Source organism: Amycolatopsis sp. NPDC005961 (assembly GCF_040629235.1).
GTDB lineage: Bacteria > Actinomycetota > Actinomycetes > Mycobacteriales > Pseudonocardiaceae > Amycolatopsis > Amycolatopsis camponoti.
Genome location: NZ_JBEXVF010000103.1, coordinates 12,574 through 29,491, shown reverse-complemented (window position 1 = coordinate 29,491; position 16,918 = coordinate 12,574). Strand labels below are relative to the sequence as shown.

The window sequence follows — 16,918 nt, the reverse complement described above, 5'->3', positions numbered from 1 at the left end:
CGTCGGGCTCAACCCCGAGCACCTCAACCGCTACCCGCACCAGTTCTCCGGCGGCCAGCGCCAGCGCATCGGCATCGCGCGGGCGCTCGCCCTGCTGGCGGGGGAGCGGCCCCGGTCGGGTCCGGCCGCCGCCGCGAGCCGGCTCTCCCCCCCTGGGAGCGGGCGGCGGTGCGGGCCCGGGTCAGGGCGTCACTCCCAGATCTGGATCCCGCGGACCAGGAACCGCGCGTCCGGCACGTACGTGCCGCCACCCGGGTAGGTGACGAAATCTCCCTCGGTCGAGCATTCCTCGCTCTGGTACACCGTGACGTCCCGCGTCAGCAGATTCGCGAATGACGATCCGGCGAATCCCTCGGGCAGCGGAATGCATTCCCCTGGATTCGCGGTGCGGAGGTCGAACCGCTGGATCTCGCCGCCGTAGTCGCCTGCCGACCACAGGCAGAATTCACCCTTCTGGCACCCCGGTTCCTCCTGTGCGGAAGCGGCCTGAGCAGTGCCGACGCTGGTCAGCAGACCCAGCGCGGCCAGGATCAGCAGGTGCGGCAGGCGGGCGCGGAGACGGCGTGAAGACATCGTGGATTTCCCCTCTGGAATCGCGGCTTCGCGGGCCGCGGTGAACTGGTGATTCCAGATTGGCGGGCGGGGGAAGATTTGTCAGCCCGCGATTTCGGATCTGTGGACAGGTGGCCGGGCGGGAACCGGTTGTCCACAGATCCGCGAACGGTCTTGTGGGGGTGCGGAGGAGGTGCTAGCCCGGCCGTGAGCACTTCCGTCAAGCTGGCTCCATGGACAGGGCGCGGGTTGCGGTGTTCGTCGTCTTCGCGGTCAACGGCCTCGCGCTGGGCTCCTGGGCCTCGCGCACGCCCGCGCTGGCGGCGCAGGTGCACGCCTCGCCCGGGGTCTTCGGCCTGGCGTTGCTCGGCGCCAGCGCCGGGATGCTCGCCGCCGCGTCGGTAGCCGGCCGGATCATCGAACGGGCCGGCGCCCGCGTGGTCGTCGCCGGCAGCACCGGGTGCGCGGCCGGCTCGATGGTGCTGGTCGGCTTCGCGCCGGCCGTGCCGCTGCTGGCCGGTGCCCTGCTCCTGATCGGCATGAGCGTCGGGATGCTCGACGTCGCGATGAACGTCGCCGCCGTGGCTGTCGAACGACGGATCCGCCGGCCGATCATGCCGGAGTTCCACGCGGGGTTCAGCGTCGGCGCCCTCGCCGGGGCGCTGGCCGCGAGCCTCGCCGCCGGCCACGGCTGGTCCCCGGGGCGCCACCTGACCGTGGCCGCCGTCGTCGCCGTCGCGGTGCTGCTCCCCGTCATCCGCGCGGTGCCGGGCAGCCGGCCCGAGCACACGGAAGAAGCAGCGCCGGGCCGGGCGCCGATCCGCCGTCCGGTGCTGTGGCTTCTCGCCGCGGTCGCGCTTTGTTCGGCCATCGCGGAGGGCGCGTCCTCGGACTGGTCCGCCTTGCTGATGACGGCCGAACGCGGTGTCGGCCAAGGCGCCGCGGCCCTCGCGTTCGCCGGCTTCCAGCTGGTCATGGCGCTGACCCGGCTCGCCGGCTCCCGGGCGCAACGCCGGTTCGGCCCCACCCGCTGCCTGGCCGCGGGTTCGGTGCTGGCCGCCGCCGGGCTGCTGGCCGCGGCCACGATCCCGGTCGCCGCCGCCGGATACCTCGGCTTCGCGCTGGCCGGCGCGGGCCTGGCCGCGTCGTTCCCGCTCGCACTGAGCCTGGCCGGCGACGCCGGGAAACGCGGGGACGGCACCGGCGGCGAACGCGAGATCGGCTTCGTCACCGCCATCGCCTACACCGGGTTCCTCGGCGGGCCGCCGATCGTCGGCGGCATCGCCCAGGTGACGGACTACGGCGTCGCGTTCGGGTTCGTCGGGCTGGTCGCCGCGCTGATCCTGCCCGCCGCCCTCGGGGCCCGGCGGGCGCGCAAGCGGGAGGCGGCCGCGCTGACGGCCGAATCGTGACAAAAAGCCGGGAGCCGCCCGCTCCCGGGTCGCGTCTCTTCCCCGTACGGCCCCTATCGCCGAAGCCCCGTTGACAGTGCGGAACCAAGCGGGGCAAGCTGAGCGCGTCGTAAGCTGAAATGAATTTATCGACGTTACAAGTTCAGGTGGGCTGGTCAGGGTAGGGGCCTTGACCCGGGGAGGACGTCGTGAGGGTTGTGCTGCTCGGCGGCGCGGGGGCGCTCGCCGGCGGAGCCGGGCTCCCGCTCGTGCAGGGCGCGGTGCCGAGGCTCGTGCTCGTGCCGGTCGCGTTCCGGCTCGCGCTGTTCCTGCAAGCGATCTGGGCCGGCGGCCCGCTGGGCGCGCCGGTGCTCGGCCTGGCCATCGTGCTCTACCTCGTGCCGAACCTGGCCGAGGTGGCCTGGGTCTTCCACCGCAGCACCGGCATCCGGCCGGTGCTCGCCGCCGACACCGCGTACACGCTCGTCACGAGCTTCGCCGCGGCCATGTTCGCTCCCGGTCTGCTCGCCCTGACCTGGCCGAACATCATGGGAACGGTCATGGTCTGGACGCTGCTGCGCGGCGCTCCGGCCGGCGCGATCGCGATCACCGGGGCGGTGCTCCTGCGCTACGGCATGGCCCTGGTGTCCGGCACGTCGGCGCCCGCGACGTGGATCGTGCTCGCCCTGGTCGCGGCCGCCGCGACCGCGCTGGCGATCGTCATGCTCGTCGCCGGCGCGATGCGGTTCGCGCACCGGCTGGGGGAGCAGCGCGGCCGCGCCGCCGAGCGGGAGCGGCACCGCCGCGACCTGCACGACACGGTCCTGCAGGTGATGGAGTCGCTCGCGCTGCCGGCGCCCCGGGACGGCCTCGACCCGGTGGGCAGCCTCGACCAGGTCCGCCGCATCGCCCGCGCGCACGCCCTGCGCCTGCGGCTGAGCCTCGACGGCGACGCGCCCGCGGAGCCGGGCGGCCTCGAGCACCGGCTCGGCGCGCTGGCGGTCGAGATGACGGCGGAGGGCCTGCGCGTCGACCTCGTCACGCTCGCGAAGCCCGCTGAAGTCCCCGAGGGCGTCGTCAATTCCCTGCACGACGCGGCGCGCGAAGCGCTGCGAAACACGTTGAAGCACGCGAAGACGGGCAAAGCCGTCATGTGCCTCGAAGAGCATGACGGCGTCGTGACGGTGTCCGTGCGCGACCACGGGACCGGCTTCGACATCGGCGCGCACCGCGCCGGGTTCGGCATCGAGAACTCGATCCACGCCCGGCTGGCCGAGATCGGCGGCGCCGCGCGCATCGACTCGGCGCCCGGCCAGGGCACCCGCGTCGTCCTGACCGCCCCGCTAGAGCTGGGTTTCCCCGTCGGGTGAGTCGCGCCACTGCGCGAACGGCCGGTCCAGCGCCCACTTGCCGTCGTGCTCTTCGAGGACGCGGTATTCGCAGGTCTCCGGGTTGGTCAGCGACTCGAACAGCTCGATGCTCCAGCCGAAGAGCCGGCGGCACAGCAGCCGCACGGTGAGCCCGTGCGACACGATCAGGACCGTCTCGGGGTGACTTTCGTCGCGCAGGCGCAGGTCCGAGAGGAACGCGGCGACCCGGTCGTCGACGTCCGCGCCCGACTCGCCGAAGGGCAGCCGGTAGAAGAAGTGCCCGAACTCGTTGCGCCGCGCCTTCTGGACCTCCTGGCCGGCGGGGTCCTGGAGGTTGCCCCAGTCCTGCTCGCGCAGCCGCGGCTCCTGCAGCACCCGTTCGCAGGACGCTTCGATGTCCAGCAGCCGCAACGTTTCCCGCGTGCGCAGGTACGGGCTGACGTAGACGGCCGGCCGTTCGCCGTCGAGCAGCCGGGCGATCTCCGGTCCGGCCGCAAGCGCTTCCCGCTCGCCCTTCGCCGTCAGCGGCAGGGCGTGGTCGGGGATCCGCGTGTAGGCGAGCTCGTCGACGTTGCCGAGCGACTCGGCGTGCCGCAGCAGGATCATCTTCACGGTCCCATCCTGCCCGTCACACGGGCGTGACCGGGGCTGGGCATACCCTCTGGGGCGTGTCCAGCGAGCCCGTGACGAAATCCGACGCTCCCGCGCAGCGCCGGGCCAGTGTGCTGCCCCTGATCTCGGTCGGCGTGCTGCTGGCCGCGGTCGTCGCGATCGGGTTGATCGCGCTCACCGGCGGGGCCGGCTACGTCATCGCCGGCCTGCCCGATCCGGGGCTGGTCACCAAGTACGGCATCACGGTCATGCGCGTGCTGTCCGAAGCCGCGTCGGTGATCTGCGTCGGGTCGCTGCTGCTGGCCGCGTTCCTGGTGCCGCCGCAGAAGTCCGGCACGCTCGGCCCGGAGGGCTACGGCGCCCTGCGCGCGGCCGGGATCGCCGCCTGGGTGTGGTTCGGCGCGGCCCTGCTCTCGGTCGCCTTCACCGCCGCCGACACCGCCGGGAAGCCGTTCGGCGAGGTACTGGACCCGCAGACGCTGCTCGACCTCGTCGGCGCCATCGAGCAGCCGAAGGCGTGGTTGTGGACCGCGCTGATCGCGATCCTCGTCGCGCTCGGCTGCCGGCTCGCGCTGTCGTGGGGCTGGACGGCGGTGCTGTTCTTCCTGGCCGTCGGCGGGCTGGTCCCGGTCGCGGTCACCGGGCACTCGGCCAGCGGCGGCTCGCACGACGTCGCCACCAACAGCCTGCTGTTCCACCTCGTCGCCGCGTCCCTCTGGGTCGGCGGGCTGGTCGCGCTCCTGGCGCTGGGCTACCGGCGCGGGAACCACCTGAGCCTGGCCGCGCAGCGGTTCTCGCGGCTGGCGCTGGTCTGCTGGATCGTGATGGCGATCTCCGGCGTGGTCAACGCACTGGTCCGGATCGGCCTGAACGATCTCTTCACCACCGACTACGGCCTCCTGGTCGTCGCCAAGACGGTCGCGCTGCTGCTGCTCGGCGTGTTCGGCCACCAGCAGCGCCGGAAGGGCGTCGCGGACCTCGTCGACGGCAAGGGCGGCGGCCAGCTGATGCGGCTGGCCGCGGTGGAGATCCTGATCATGTTCGTCACGATCGGGATCGCGTCCGGCCTGGCCAGGACGCCGCCACCGGCGGACGCGGTCACCCAGCCGTCCACCACCGAGCTGCTGATCGGCTACAACCTCGACGGCCCGCCGACGGTGTGGCGGCTGCTCTTCGACACCCGCTTCGACCTGGTCTACGGCACCCTCGCGCTCGTCATGGGCGGGCTCTACCTCGCCGGGGTGCAGCGGCTGCTGCGCCGCGGCGACTCCTGGCCAGTGGGCCGCACGGTCTCCTGGATCGTCGGCTGCGTCGTGCTGCTGATCGCGACGTCGTCCGGCATCGGCCGCTACGCGCCCGCGATGTTCAGCGTCCACATGGGCAACCACATGCTGCTGTCGATGGTGGCGCCGGTGCTGTTCGTGCTCGGCGGGCCGGTGACGCTCGCGCTGCGCGCCCTGCCGGCCGCGGGCAAGGACGACCCGCCGGGACCACGGGAATGGCTCGTCGCCTTCGTGCACTCCCCGGTGTCGAGGTTCTTGACCCACCCGGTGGTCGCGCTGCTGCTGTTCGTCGGCTCGTTCTACGCGCTCTACTTCTCCGGCATCTTCGACAACGCGCTGAACTACCACTGGGCGCACCTGGTGATGAACGCGCACTTCCTGCTCGCCGGCTACGTCTTCTACTGGCCGGTGATCGGCGTCGACCCCGCGCCGCGGCGGATCCCGTACCTGGGCCGGCTCGGCATGATGTTCGCCGCGATGCCGTTCCACGCGTTCTTCGGCGTGATCCTGATGAGCACGCAGACCGTGATCGGGCGGGCGTTCTACAGCCAGCTGCACCTGCCGTGGGTGTCCGACCTGCTCACCGACCAGCGGCTCGGCGGCGGCATCGCCTGGGCGTCCGGCGAGCTCCCGGTGCTGCTCGTGCTGATCGCGCTGCTGGTGCAGTGGTCGCGCCAGGACGAGCGCGAGGCGAAGCGGCGGGACCGGCGCGAAGCGGCGACCGGCGACGAAGAGCTGAACGCCTACAACGCGATGCTGAAGAACATGGCCGAGGGGAAGCGCGCCGAATAGTCTCGACTTCCGGTTGAGGGTGAGACCGTCTCGGAGCCGGCCGAAACGACGGTTTCGGTGATCCCGGGCTGACTTTCGGTAGTCCGACGGTGACCGGCGTCGGGTCGCGATCAGGTGCGCTCTACGATCGTCGGTATGGCCGAGTTCATCTACACCATGAAGAAGGTGCGCAAGACCGTCGGGGACAAGGTCATCCTCGACGACGTCAGCACCGCGTTCTACCCCGGCGCCAAGATCGGCGTGGTCGGGCCGAACGGTGCCGGTAAGTCCACCGTTCTCAAGATCATGGCGGGGATCGAGCAGGCCAGCAACGGCGAAGCGTTCCTCCAGCCCGGCGCGACCGTGGGCATCCTCATGCAGGAGCCGGTGCTCAACGAGGAGAAGACGGTCCGGGGGAACGTCGAGGAGGGCCTCGGCGAGATCAAGACCAAGCTGGACCGCTACAACGAGATCGCCGAGCTGATGGCGACCGACTACAGCGACGCCCTGATGGAGGAGATGGGCCAGCTCCAGGAGGAGCTGGACCACGCCGACGCCTGGGAGCTCGACTCGACCGTCGAGCAGGCGATGGACGCCCTGCGCTGCCCGCCGCCCGAGGAGGGTGTCTCGCACCTCTCCGGGGGTGAGCGCCGCCGCGTCGCGCTGTGCAAGCTGCTGCTGTCCGCGCCCGACCTGCTGCTGCTCGACGAGCCCACCAACCACCTGGACGCCGAAAGTGTCCTGTGGCTGGAGCAGTTCCTGGCCCGCTACGCCGGCGCCGTCCTCGCCGTCACCCACGACCGGTACTTCCTGGACAACGTGGCCGAGTGGATCATGGAGCTCGACCGCGGCCGCGTCGTCGGCTACGAGGGCAACTACTCCACGTACCTGGAGAAGAAGCAGGAACGCCTCGCCGTCCAGGGCAAGAAGGACGCGAAGCTCGCGAAGCGCCTGAAGACCGAGCTCGAGTGGGTGCGGTCCAACGCCAAGGCCCGGCAGACCAAGTCCCGGTCGCGGCTCGACCGCTACGAGGAGATGGCGGCGGAGGCGGACAAGCACCGCAAGCTCGACTTCGAAGAGATCCAGATCCCGCCGGGCCCGCGCCTGGGCAGCGTCGTGGTCGAGGTCGAGAAGCTCAAGAAGGGCTTCGACGACCGCGTCCTCATCGACGGGCTGTCGTTCGACCTGCCGCGCAACGGCATCGTCGGCGTGATCGGCCCGAACGGCGTCGGCAAGACCACGCTGTTCAAGACGATCGTCGGGCTCGAGGAGCCGGACGACGGCATCGTCAAGATCGGCGAGACGGTCAAGCTGTCCTATGTGGACCAGAACCGCGGCGGGATCGACCCGAAGAAGACCGTGTGGCAGGTCGTCTCCGACGAGCTGGACTACATCCACGTCGGGCAGACCGAAATGCCGTCGCGCGCGTACGTCAGCGCGTTCGGCTTCAAGGGCCCGGACCAGCAGAAGCCGGCGGGCGTGCTCTCCGGTGGTGAGCGCAACCGGCTCAACCTGGCGCTGACGCTCAAGCAGGGCGGGAACCTGATCCTGCTCGACGAGCCGACGAACGACCTGGACGTCGAGACGCTGGGCTCGCTGGAGAACGCGCTGGAGCAGTTCCCCGGCTGCGCCGTCGTGATCTCGCACGACCGGTGGTTCCTCGACCGGGTCGCGACGCACATCCTGGCCTGGGAAGGCACCGAGGAGAACCCGTCGCAGTGGTTCTGGTTCGAGGGCAACTTCGAAGGGTACGAGAAGAACAAGGTGGAGCGGATGGGCGCCGAGGCCGCCCGCCCGCACCGTGTCACCCACCGCAAGCTGACCCGCGACTGAGGGGGCGGGTTTCCCCGTGGAAGCCAGCAAGCAGCACCGGACGGGCCCGCTCTCGATGTCGAACGCCGCCTCCGCGGGAGGACGTGCGTCGGCGGGGGAGAGCGGGCGCTCCGCCAATGCCGGGGGAACCCTCTCCGCAGTCGGACGGCTGATCGAGCGGGCGGACGCCCTGCACCTGCGGGCGCCCGAGCTCGCCCTCGTCCTCGGTGAGCGCGCGGCCGCGTTGTCCGAAGCCGCCGGTGCCGACGAGCAGTGGATCCGGGCCGAAAGCCTGGTCGTGTCCGCGCGCGTCCGCCTCGGCGAGCGGCCGGGCACGGTCGGGCGCGCCGTCGCGGCCCTGCGCGCGGCCGAGCACGCCGGCTACGGCGACATCGCCGCCCGGCTGCGCATCGACCTCGCCGTGTGCGCCCGCAGCCTGGGCGTGCCGCTGACCGGGCTCGCCGCGCTGCGGCCGGTGCTCACCGACCCCGTCGTTTCGCCGGTGCACCGCGCCGCCGCGTTGACGCACCTCGTCGGCTGCCTCGGCTTGCTGGGCCGGAAGGCCGAGCTGGACCGGGCGCTGGTCGAGGCGGACAAGCTCGTCCTCGGCGACGAGTCACTGAGCGCCGACACCCAGCTGCTGGTGCGGGCGCTGCTGCGCGTCGGCACGGCCGCGCACCGGCGCCGCCACGGCGATCTGACCGCGGCGGCCGACGCCGCCCGGACCGGCCTGGGCTTCCTGGAGAAGCTCGACAACCCGGCCGACGACGGCGGCCTCGTCCGGATCCGGCTGGTGCTGCTGCTGGTGAGCACGCTGCTCGACCGCGGTGACGCCGAAATGGCGTACGAGATCGCCGAGCCGATCCTGGCCGAGCCCGTGCGGGCGGCCGGGGTCGCGCCGCTGGGCTGGCTGCGGCTGGCCGTCGCGACGCGGATCCACCTGCCCTCGGGTTCGGGTGAAGCGGCGATCGAGCTGGTCCGCGAAGCCGTGGCGAGCACCGACCGCCACGGGATGTCCGCCGTCACCGCCCGGTTGTGGCTGGAGCTGGCGCAGCTGCAGGAGCGCTTCGGGCAGGCCGAAGAAGCCATCGCGTGCCTGTACCGCTCGCGGGCGGCCGAGCAGCTCCACGCGCGGGCCCGGCGGCAGGCGTGCAGCGTGCTGGCCGGCGAGTTCGGCTCGGGCGAGCCGGCGTCGGTCGACCTCGACGAGGTGCTGAAGGCGGTGCCGTCGCGGCCGGTCCCGGTCGTCCCGGCCGTCGTGGCGGTTCCGGTTGCCCCGGCCCCGGCCCCGGCTGCCGCGGTCGAGCCGCCGACGCCGGCGTGGTCGTTCGGCCGCGAGGAGACCCCGAAGCCCGAGTCGCGGCAGCCGGCCCCCGCGTGGTCGTTCGAGCGGCCGCGGGCGACCGCCGACGTGGCCGAGACGTCGGTGCTGCCGGCGGTGCGGGACGAGCCCGCGGAGCCTCGCGTGCGCCCGGAGCCGGTGATCGTGGAACGGCGGCGGCCCGAGCCGGTCGAGGTCCGGCCGACGGGACGCCGGCGCGAGCCGGAGCGCCGGCCGGAGCCGATCGAGGTGCGGTCGGCCGAGGTCGAGCCGGTACGGCGGGAACCCGAGCCCGTCGAGGTGCGGCCGGTCGAGCCGGAGCGCGTCGAACCCGCGCGCCGGCGCGAGCCGGAGCCGGTCGAGGTGCGGTCGGCGATCGTCGACCCGCCGTGGCGGCGTGCGTCGCCCGGCCAGGCGCCGCCGATTCCGCCGGAACCCGTCGAAGCGCAGCCGTCCGGACGCCGGCGCGCGCCGGAGGTCCCCGCCGAGCCGATCGAAGTCCGCGGCGTGCCCGAGCGCCGGCCCGAAACCACCGGCGAACCGGTCGTGCCACCGGCGCCCCAGGAAAGCGAGAAGCCCAAGTTCTCCTGGGCGGCACTCGCCGAATCGCGGCTGCGGGAGACCGCCGCCGAACGGGAGTCGGCGCCCACGCGCATCACCCCGGCGTTGCCGCTCGCCCCCGAGCCCGCCGCCGAGCGGGAGCCGTGGGAGGCGCGGCGCGAACCGCAGCCGTCGACCCGGCACGACGCCGAGCACGGTTCGGAGGCCGCCCGGTCGGTGCTGGACCGCCTGGGGATTTCGTCGTCGGGCGGTGCGAGCGGCGGCCGTCGCCGGGCGGAAGACGCGGAAAGCCCGCGCGAAACCGAGTCCGGCGCGGAAAGCCCGCGTCGGGAACGCGCCGAGGCCCAGCCGGAGCTGGCGCCGCCGCCGCGGCCGGAGGACGAGCCGCCGTCGGTGCCGGACTACCGCGACGAAGCCGAGCCCTGGCTGCCGCGGCTGCGGATGCCGCCGTCGCTGGAGCCGATGGAGGACTTCGGCCACTGGACGCCGGCGACGGCACCGTTCCCGGAGAGCTACGCGCGCGCCATCGCGGAGGACGAGCCCCCGCCGGACGCGGGCCTCGCCGACCTTCTGGCCCGCGCGCTGGCCGAGCACCAGGCGGGCACCGCGAGCGCGGCGGCGCTCGTGAAGAAGCTGGGATCGAACGACACCGGCCGTCGCAACGGTCACGGCCGCAACGGCCACGGAGCCGAAGTCTCCGACTCCCGCCGGCACGGCTCGGGCGACTGACCGAGGCCCGCGGCGGCCCTCGGATCCGGGTCGCCCGCCCTCGGCCGTTCCACCGAAGCGGCGCTTCCGCGCCGAAGCACCCCTATTCGTCGCCGACCTGCCCGGGGCCCCTCGACAGTGGCGTCCGTCGCACCCCGGTGTCGCCGACCGGCCGACAACGTTCGCCGAACGGCTCCGCACGCCCTCAGCTGAACCGATCATGTCGGCCCTACGTCGGGTAATGCGCGCGGAGCCAGGCTGGTCAGCGCCGCGGGAGGCTCCGGAACGCAACCCGTCAGTAGCTTGACCGATCACGCGAATCCGCTGGCCCGGAAGGGTTTTCCGACACTGGGGAACCCCCGGGTCTTCATGTGATCCCCGACCGGAGCGCATTAGTGTGGGGTGGCCGGACTCAACGCCGAACCGGCGCGGTGCCACCTCACGAATACTGGAGAGTTGCCTCAAATGAGCTCGACCGGAGTCTCGTCCCTACCCGGAACCGGAGCCGAAACCGAACCCGAGTTCGGCCAGCGGTCCCCGGCCAGCCCGGAGCAGATCAGGGACGACCTGATCGACGCCGCCGCCGGCCTGGCCCCGGAGATCGGGGAGCTCATCCGGCTCTACTACCGGCACATCCCGGCCGAGGAGATCGTCGGCGACGAGCCCGTCAACCTGGTCGGCGCCGTGCGCTCGCACCTGCAGCTCGCCAAGTCCCGGATGCCCGGCCGCCCGGCCGTGCGGCTGCTGAACCCCACCGTCGCCGAAGACGGCTGGGCGCGGGAAGCCACCGTCGTGCAGGTCGTCACCGACGACATGCCCTACCTGGTCGACTCGATCGCCGCCGAGTTCGCCCGTGACGGCGTGCAGGTGCAGCGGATCGTCCACCCGATCGTCGTCGTCAGCCGCGACCTGACCGGGGAGCTGCAGGACGTCCACCCGGACGCCGACCCGGCCGAGCCGCCCGCGAACTCGGCCGCCGAGTCGTGGATGTACATCGAGATCGACTTCGTCACCGACCCGAACCGGGCCCGCGAGCTCGACAACCGCCTCTCCAGCGTCCTGGGCGACGTCCGCGAGGTCGTCGAGGACGCCGAGAAGATGGCCCAGACGGCCTGCCAGCTCGCGAGCGAACTGGAGACGGACCCGCCGAACCTGCCCCAGCCCGAGGTCGCCGAGGGCGCCCGGCTGCTGCGCTGGCTGGCCGACGGCCACTTCACCTTCCTCGGCTACCGCCGCTACGAGCTGGTCGACAACCCGCACCCGGACTCGGACGAGCCGGCCCTGCGCGCGGTGCTGGCCTCCGGGCTCGGCGTGCTGCGCCAGGACAGCCTGGCCGCCCGCGGCCTCACCGCCGGTCCGGACACCGCCGCGTCCGCGCTCTCGCCGGCGCTGCTGGTGCTGACCCAGGCGAGCGCGCCCTCGACCGTGCACCGCCCGGTCTACCCGTACTACGTCGGCGTGAAGACCTTCGACAGCGAGGGCAACGTCACCGGCGAACACCGCTTCCTCGGCATGTTCACCACCACCGCGCTGCACGAGAACGTGCTCGACATCCCGGTGGTGTGCAAGCGGGTCCGCGAGGTCATCCACCGCGCCGGGTTCCCGATGGAGTCGTTCTCCGGCCAGCGGATGCTCGAAGTACTGCAGAACTGGCCGCGCGCCGACCTGTTCTCCGCCGACACCGACTCGCTGTACGCGACGACCACCGGCGCGATCACGCTGTCGGACCGCCGCCGGCTGCGGCTGTTCCTGCGCCGCGACCCGTACGGCCGCTTCTACTCCTGCCTCGTCTACCTCCCGCAGGACCGCTACACGACGCGGTCGCGGCTGGCGATGCAGGAAGTCCTGCTGGAGGAGCTCGAAGGCACCCAGCTCGAGTACAGCGCGCGGATCGGCGAGACCGTCCTCGCGCAGGTGCACTTCATGGTCCACACCGATCCCGCGCGCCGGCTCGAGCCGGACACCGCGAAGATCCAGGACCGGCTGAACAGCGCCGTCCGCAGCTGGGACGACCGGATGGTCGAGGCGGTCCTCGACGAACGCCGTGAGCGCTCGGACGGCGGCGTCGCCGTGGGCGTCCTCGGCGAGGAGTCGGCGACCGAGCAGGGCCAGCGCTTCGCGAGCGTCTTCCCGGAGGGCTACAAGGAGGACTTCTCGGCCGGCGAGGCGCTGGCCGACCTCCGCGCCCTCGACTCGCTGACCGACGAGGGCGACCTCGCGCTGTCGTTCTACCGGCCGGCCGACGCCGCGCCGGGCGAACGGCGCTTCAAGCTCTACCTGCGCGGCGAAGGCGTCACCCTCTCGAAGGTGCTCCCCGTGCTGCAGGCGATGGGCGTCGAGGTGGTCGACGAGCGGCCGTACGAGCTGCACCGCGAAGACGGCGGTGCCTGCTGGATCTACGACTTCGGCCTGCGCGTCGCGCAGAAGATGCTCGACGAGGGCGACGACCACGCGGTCGAGCAGCTGCGCGGTCGCTTCCAGGACGCCTTCGAGGCCGCCTGGCGGGGTTACGCCGAGGTCGACGGGCTCAACGGCCTGGTCCTGCGAGCCGGGCTGACCTGGCGCCAGGCCGCCGTGCTGCGCGCGTACTCGCGGTACCTGCGCCAGGCCGGGAGCGCGTTCTCCCAGGACTACATCCAGAACACGCTGCTGAACCACACCCAGGTCGCGACGAAGCTGCTGCGGCTGTTCGAGGCCCGCTTCGACCCGCAGCTGGGCGACGCCGACCGCGAAGCCGCCACCGAGGCGCTCGCGAGCGAGCTCGGCGCGATGATCGACGAGGTCACCAGCCTCGACGAGGACCGCATCCTGCGCCGGCTGATGGCCGTCATCCGGGCCACGCTGCGGACGAACTACCACGTCACCGACGCCGACGGGAAACCGAAGACCTACCTGGCGATCAAGCTCGACCCGGCCGGCGTGCCCGACCTGCCCGAGCCGCGGCCGAAGTTCGAGATCTTCGTGTACTCGCCGCGCGTCGAGGGCGTGCACCTGCGCTTCGGCGAGGTCGCCCGTGGCGGTCTGCGCTGGTCGGACCGCCGCGAGGACTTCCGCACCGAGATCCTCGGCCTGGTCAAGGCGCAGGCGGTCAAGAACGCCGTGATCGTCCCGGTCGGCGCGAAGGGCGGCTTCGTCGTGAAGATGCCGCCGGCCGCCACCGGTGACGCGAGCATCGACCGCGACGCCCAGCTCACCGAGGGCATCGCCTGCTACCGCATGTTCATCTCCGGCCTGCTCGACCTGACCGACAACCGGATCGAGGGCAAGACCGTGCCCGCGCCGGGCGTCGTCCGGCACGACGCCGACGACTCGTACCTGGTCGTCGCGGCCGACAAGGGCACCGCGAAGTTCTCCGACATCGCCAACGAGATGTCCGCGAAGTACGGCTTCTGGCTGGGCGACGCGTTCGCCTCCGGCGGCTCGGTCGGCTACGACCACAAGGCCATGGGCATCACCGCGAAGGGTGCCTGGGAGAGCGTCAAGCGGCACTTCCGCGAGCTGGGCAAGGACACCCAGACCGAGGACTTCACCGTCGTCGGCATCGGCGACATGATGGGCGACGTCTTCGGCAACGGCATGCTGCTCTCGGAGCACATCCGGCTCGTCGCCGCGTTCAACCACATGCACGTCTTCCTGGACCCGAACCCGGATGCCGCGGCGACGTTCGCCGAGCGCCGCCGGCTGTTCGACCTCCCGCGCAGCTCGTGGGACGACTACGACCGCTCGCTGATCAGCGAAGGCGGCGGGATCTACCCGCGCACGGCGAAGTCGATCCCGATCAGCCCGCAGGTCCGGGAAGCCCTCGGCCTGGACGAGAACGTCAAGGCGCTGGCGCCGATGGACCTGATCCAGGCGATCCTGCTGGCCCCGGTGGAACTCCTGTGGAACGGCGGCATCGGCACCTACGTCAAGGCGGAGTCCGAGACCCACGCGGCCGCCGGTGACAAGGCCAACGACGCCATCCGCGTCGACGGCAAGCAGCTGCGCGTCAAGGTCTTCGGCGAAGGCGGCAACCTGGGCCTCACGCAGCTGGGGCGCATCGAGTTCGCCCGCAACGGCGGCAAGATCAACACCGACGCGCTGGACAACTCGGCCGGCGTCGACTGCTCCGACCACGAGGTCAACATCAAGATCCTGCTCGATCACCTGGTGCAGACCGGGAAGCTCGAGGAGGCCCAGCGCAACGAGCTGCTGGTGGAGATGACCGACGAGGTCGGCGCGCTGGTGCTGGCCGACAACTACCGGCAGAACGCCGTCCTCGGCGTCAGCCGGGCGCACGCCGCGCCGATGGTGTCGGTGCACGCGCGCCAGGTGCAGGCGCTCGTGTCCGCCGGCGCCTTCGACCGCAAGCTCGAAGCGCTGCCGAGCAACTCCGAGTTCCGCGAGCTGGAGAAGGCGGGCAAGGGCCTCACGTCGCCGGAGCTCGCGACCCTGCTCGCGCACGTCAAGCTGGAGCTGAAGGACGAGCTGCTCGCCAGCGACCTGCCCGACTCGAAGGTGTTCGCGGCCCGCCTCCCCGAGTACTTCCCGAAGCCGCTGCGCGAGCGGTTCGGCCCCGCGATCGGCGAACACCCGCTGAAGCGCCAGATCATCACCACGCTCGTCGCCAACGAGGTGGTCGACGGCGGCGGCATCTCCTTCGTCTACCGGCTGATGGAGGAGATGAGCGCGACCGCGACCGACGCGGTGCGCGCGTACGCGGTGGTGACGCAGGTGTTCGACCTCCCGTCCCTGTGGCAGGAGATCGACGCGCTCGACAACGTCGTGCCCACCGACGTCGCCAACGCCATGGTGCTGGAGACGCGGCGGCTGCTCGACCGGGCGGCGCGCTGGTTCCTCACCAACCGGCCGCAGCCGCTGGCGCCGCTGTCGGAGATCCAGCGCTTCGGCCGCGTGCTCGACGAACTCGTCCCGAAGATCGGCGACCTGCTGCGCGGCCGCGAGGCCGAGTCGGTGCAGAAGCACGCCGACGAGCTGATGGCCGCGAACGTGCCCGAGGCGCTGGCCCACCGCGTCTCGCTGCTGCTGCACACCTACGGCCTGCTCGACGTCACCGAGGTGGCCGAGCTCGCCGAGCAGCAGATCGGCGTGGACGCGACGCACAGCCCGGCGGAGACGGCGGAGCTGTACTACGCGCTTTCGGACCACCTCGACATCGACAAGATGCTGACCGAGATCAGCGCGCTCGAACGCGGCAACCGCTGGCACGCGCTCGCCCGGCTTTCGCTGCGCGACGACGTCTACGGTTCGCTGCGGGCGATCACGCTGGACGCGTTGCGGCACAGCGATCCCGGCTCGTCCGCGGACGCCAAGATCGCCCAGTGGGAGAAGACGAACTCCTCCCGGTTGCAGCGGGCGCGCGTCGCGCTGGACGAGATCCACAAGTCCGGCCGGCTCGACCTCGCGACGCTTTCGGTGGCGGCCCGCCAGATCCGGAGCACGGTGCGGTGACCTACGTTGCGCACGTCCGCCCGCGCTGGACGGACATGGACGTCTACGGCCACATCAACCACGCGAAGATGGTGACGCTGCTCGAAGAGGCGCGGATCCCGCTGCTGTTCAAGGGAGCCGTCGAGGCCGGGCTCGACCAGCTGCCGAAGGGCATCGTCGTGGTCAAGCTGGAGGTGGCCTACAAGGCGCCGATCGTGGTGTCCGGGCAGGAGCTGCGCGTCGGCATCGACCTGACGGAGCTGCGCGCGGCGAGCTTCACGCTGGCCTACCGCGTCCACACCGGGCCGGCGGAGTCCGACCCGGTCGCGGTGACGGCGGAGACGGTGCTGGCGCCGTACGACACGGTCGCGTTGCGGCCGCGTAGGCTCAGCCCGCCCGAGTCGGAGTTTCTGAAGCAGGGGTTCGCGGATGCCTGAGTTGCTCGTACCGGACGCGGCGGACCGGGAGACCCTCGGTGCGTTCGTCGCCCGCGCGGTCCGGCTGGACGGCCAGACGGCCGTCCGCCTGCGGCAGCGCGGCGACGGCGTGGTCGAGGCCTGGACGGCGACGCCGTTCGAGTGCTTCGCGACGCGCGCGGTGGCGGGGGACGTGACCCCCGGCGACGTCACGGTGTCCGGCAACGAGCTGCTGGCGGCGCTGACCGTCGCGGGCGGCCCGAAGATGGACCCGGGCCCGGCCCGCGACCTGCTGTGGCACGGCGAGCTGCCGCCGTCCGGCCGCTGGCCGCTGGTGGACGAGCTGCCGGCGCGCGTCGTCGCGGAGCTGGCCGACCGGGGCGTGACGCTGGCCAGGGACAACGCCGGCCCGCACGGCAACCCGCCCGCGTCGCTGATGGACCAGGCGGTGCTGACCGTGTCCGGCGAAGCGACCGAGGTCAAGGTCCAGATGCGCTGCCTGTTCGCGATGTCCGGCATGGGTTTCGTGGATTCGGACCTGGCCGAGGACGTCGTCCGCGTGTCGGCGACCGACTCGTGGCTGCGCCTGGACGCCCGCTACGGCGCGATCGTGCGGCGTCGGCACGCCCTGCTGCCGCTGCTGTTCTGACGGTTTCCTTACGGCAGGGGCGCGGCCCCGTGTTCGGTGGCA

10 protein-coding genes and 1 pseudogene are annotated in these 16,918 nt (G+C 72.1%); 9 read left to right on the top strand and 2 right to left on the bottom strand.

Going from position 1 to position 16,918, the window contains the following annotated elements:
- Positions 1-94 (top strand): annotated as a pseudogene (locus ABZ342_RS45610) (ATP-binding cassette domain-containing protein); the annotation flags it as partial.
- A 95-nt stretch (positions 95-189) separates the two neighbouring features.
- Here the strand turns inward: ABZ342_RS45610 and ABZ342_RS45605 are convergent.
- Complete coding sequence (locus ABZ342_RS45605) at positions 190-573, bottom strand: peptidase inhibitor family I36 protein (RefSeq protein WP_360487360.1); 384 nt, start codon at positions 571-573, stop codon at positions 190-192.
- A 212-nt stretch (positions 574-785) separates the two neighbouring features.
- On the opposite strand from ABZ342_RS45605, the gene ABZ342_RS45600 reads away from it, so the two are divergent.
- Together ABZ342_RS45600 and ABZ342_RS45595 are read left to right on the top strand one after the other, a co-directional pair.
- Positions 786-1,964 carry an MFS transporter gene (locus ABZ342_RS45600; RefSeq protein ID WP_360487357.1) on the top strand — a complete coding sequence of 393 codons (1,179 nt, stop codon included), beginning with the start codon at positions 786-788 and terminating at the stop codon, positions 1,962-1,964.
- 197 nt (positions 1,965-2,161) lie between these two features.
- Positions 2,162-3,313, top strand: coding sequence for an ATP-binding protein (locus ABZ342_RS45595; protein ID WP_360487366.1), 1,152 nt, complete (start codon positions 2,162-2,164; stop codon positions 3,311-3,313).
- Here ABZ342_RS45595 and ABZ342_RS45590 read toward each other — a convergent pair.
- Positions 3,287-3,925, bottom strand: a complete 639-nt coding sequence (locus tag ABZ342_RS45590; RefSeq protein WP_360487354.1) for a histidine phosphatase family protein — start codon at positions 3,923-3,925, stop codon at positions 3,287-3,289. The two genes, ABZ342_RS45595 and ABZ342_RS45590, sit on opposite strands and share 27 nt — an antisense overlap.
- 56 nt (positions 3,926-3,981) lie before the next feature.
- Between ABZ342_RS45590 and ABZ342_RS45585 the strand changes: the two genes are divergently transcribed.
- The 6 genes from ABZ342_RS45585 to ABZ342_RS45560 all read left to right on the top strand — a co-directional run bounded on the left by ABZ342_RS45585 (position 3,982) and on the right by ABZ342_RS45560 (position 16,876).
- On the top strand, positions 3,982-6,000 hold the full coding sequence (locus tag ABZ342_RS45585; protein WP_360487351.1) for a cytochrome c oxidase assembly protein: 2,019 nt from the start codon (positions 3,982-3,984) through the stop codon (positions 5,998-6,000).
- 135 nt (positions 6,001-6,135) lie between these two features.
- Positions 6,136-7,812 carry an energy-dependent translational throttle protein EttA gene (gene ettA, locus ABZ342_RS45580; protein WP_155545549.1) on the top strand — a complete coding sequence of 559 codons (1,677 nt, stop codon included), beginning with the start codon at positions 6,136-6,138 and terminating at the stop codon, positions 7,810-7,812.
- 16 nt (positions 7,813-7,828) lie between these two features.
- Complete coding sequence (locus ABZ342_RS45575; protein WP_360487347.1) at positions 7,829-10,402, top strand: hypothetical protein; 2,574 nt, start codon at positions 7,829-7,831, stop codon at positions 10,400-10,402.
- A gap of 444 nt (positions 10,403-10,846) precedes the next feature.
- Positions 10,847-15,832 carry an NAD-glutamate dehydrogenase gene (locus tag ABZ342_RS45570; protein WP_360487344.1) on the top strand — a complete coding sequence of 1,662 codons (4,986 nt, stop codon included), beginning with the start codon at positions 10,847-10,849 and terminating at the stop codon, positions 15,830-15,832.
- Positions 15,829-16,248, top strand: a complete 420-nt coding sequence (locus tag ABZ342_RS45565) for a thioesterase family protein (protein WP_155545552.1) — start codon at positions 15,829-15,831, stop codon at positions 16,246-16,248. Before ABZ342_RS45570 ends, ABZ342_RS45565 begins: the two co-directional genes overlap by 4 nt.
- On the top strand, positions 16,241-16,876 hold the full coding sequence (locus ABZ342_RS45560; protein WP_155545553.1) for a hypothetical protein: 636 nt from the start codon (positions 16,241-16,243) through the stop codon (positions 16,874-16,876). The genes ABZ342_RS45565 and ABZ342_RS45560 overlap by 8 nt, the downstream gene beginning before the upstream one ends.
- The last annotated feature ends 42 nt before the right edge of the window (positions 16,877-16,918 follow it).

Bases quoted from the DNA above. Each gene is read 5' to 3' on its own strand.
- ABZ342_RS45605 (WP_360487360.1), bottom strand. From the start codon at position 573: ATGTCTTCACGCCGTCTCCGCGCCCGCCTGCCGCACCTGCTGATCCTG.
- ABZ342_RS45600 (WP_360487357.1), top strand. From the start codon at position 786: ATGGACAGGGCGCGGGTTGCGGTGTTCGTCGTCTTCGCGGTCAACGGC.
- ettA (WP_155545549.1), top strand. From the start codon at position 6,136: ATGGCCGAGTTCATCTACACCATGAAGAAGGTGCGCAAGACCGTCGGG.
- ABZ342_RS45570 (WP_360487344.1), top strand. From the start codon at position 10,847: ATGAGCTCGACCGGAGTCTCGTCCCTACCCGGAACCGGAGCCGAAACC.
- ABZ342_RS45560 (WP_155545553.1), top strand. From the start codon at position 16,241: ATGCCTGAGTTGCTCGTACCGGACGCGGCGGACCGGGAGACCCTCGGT.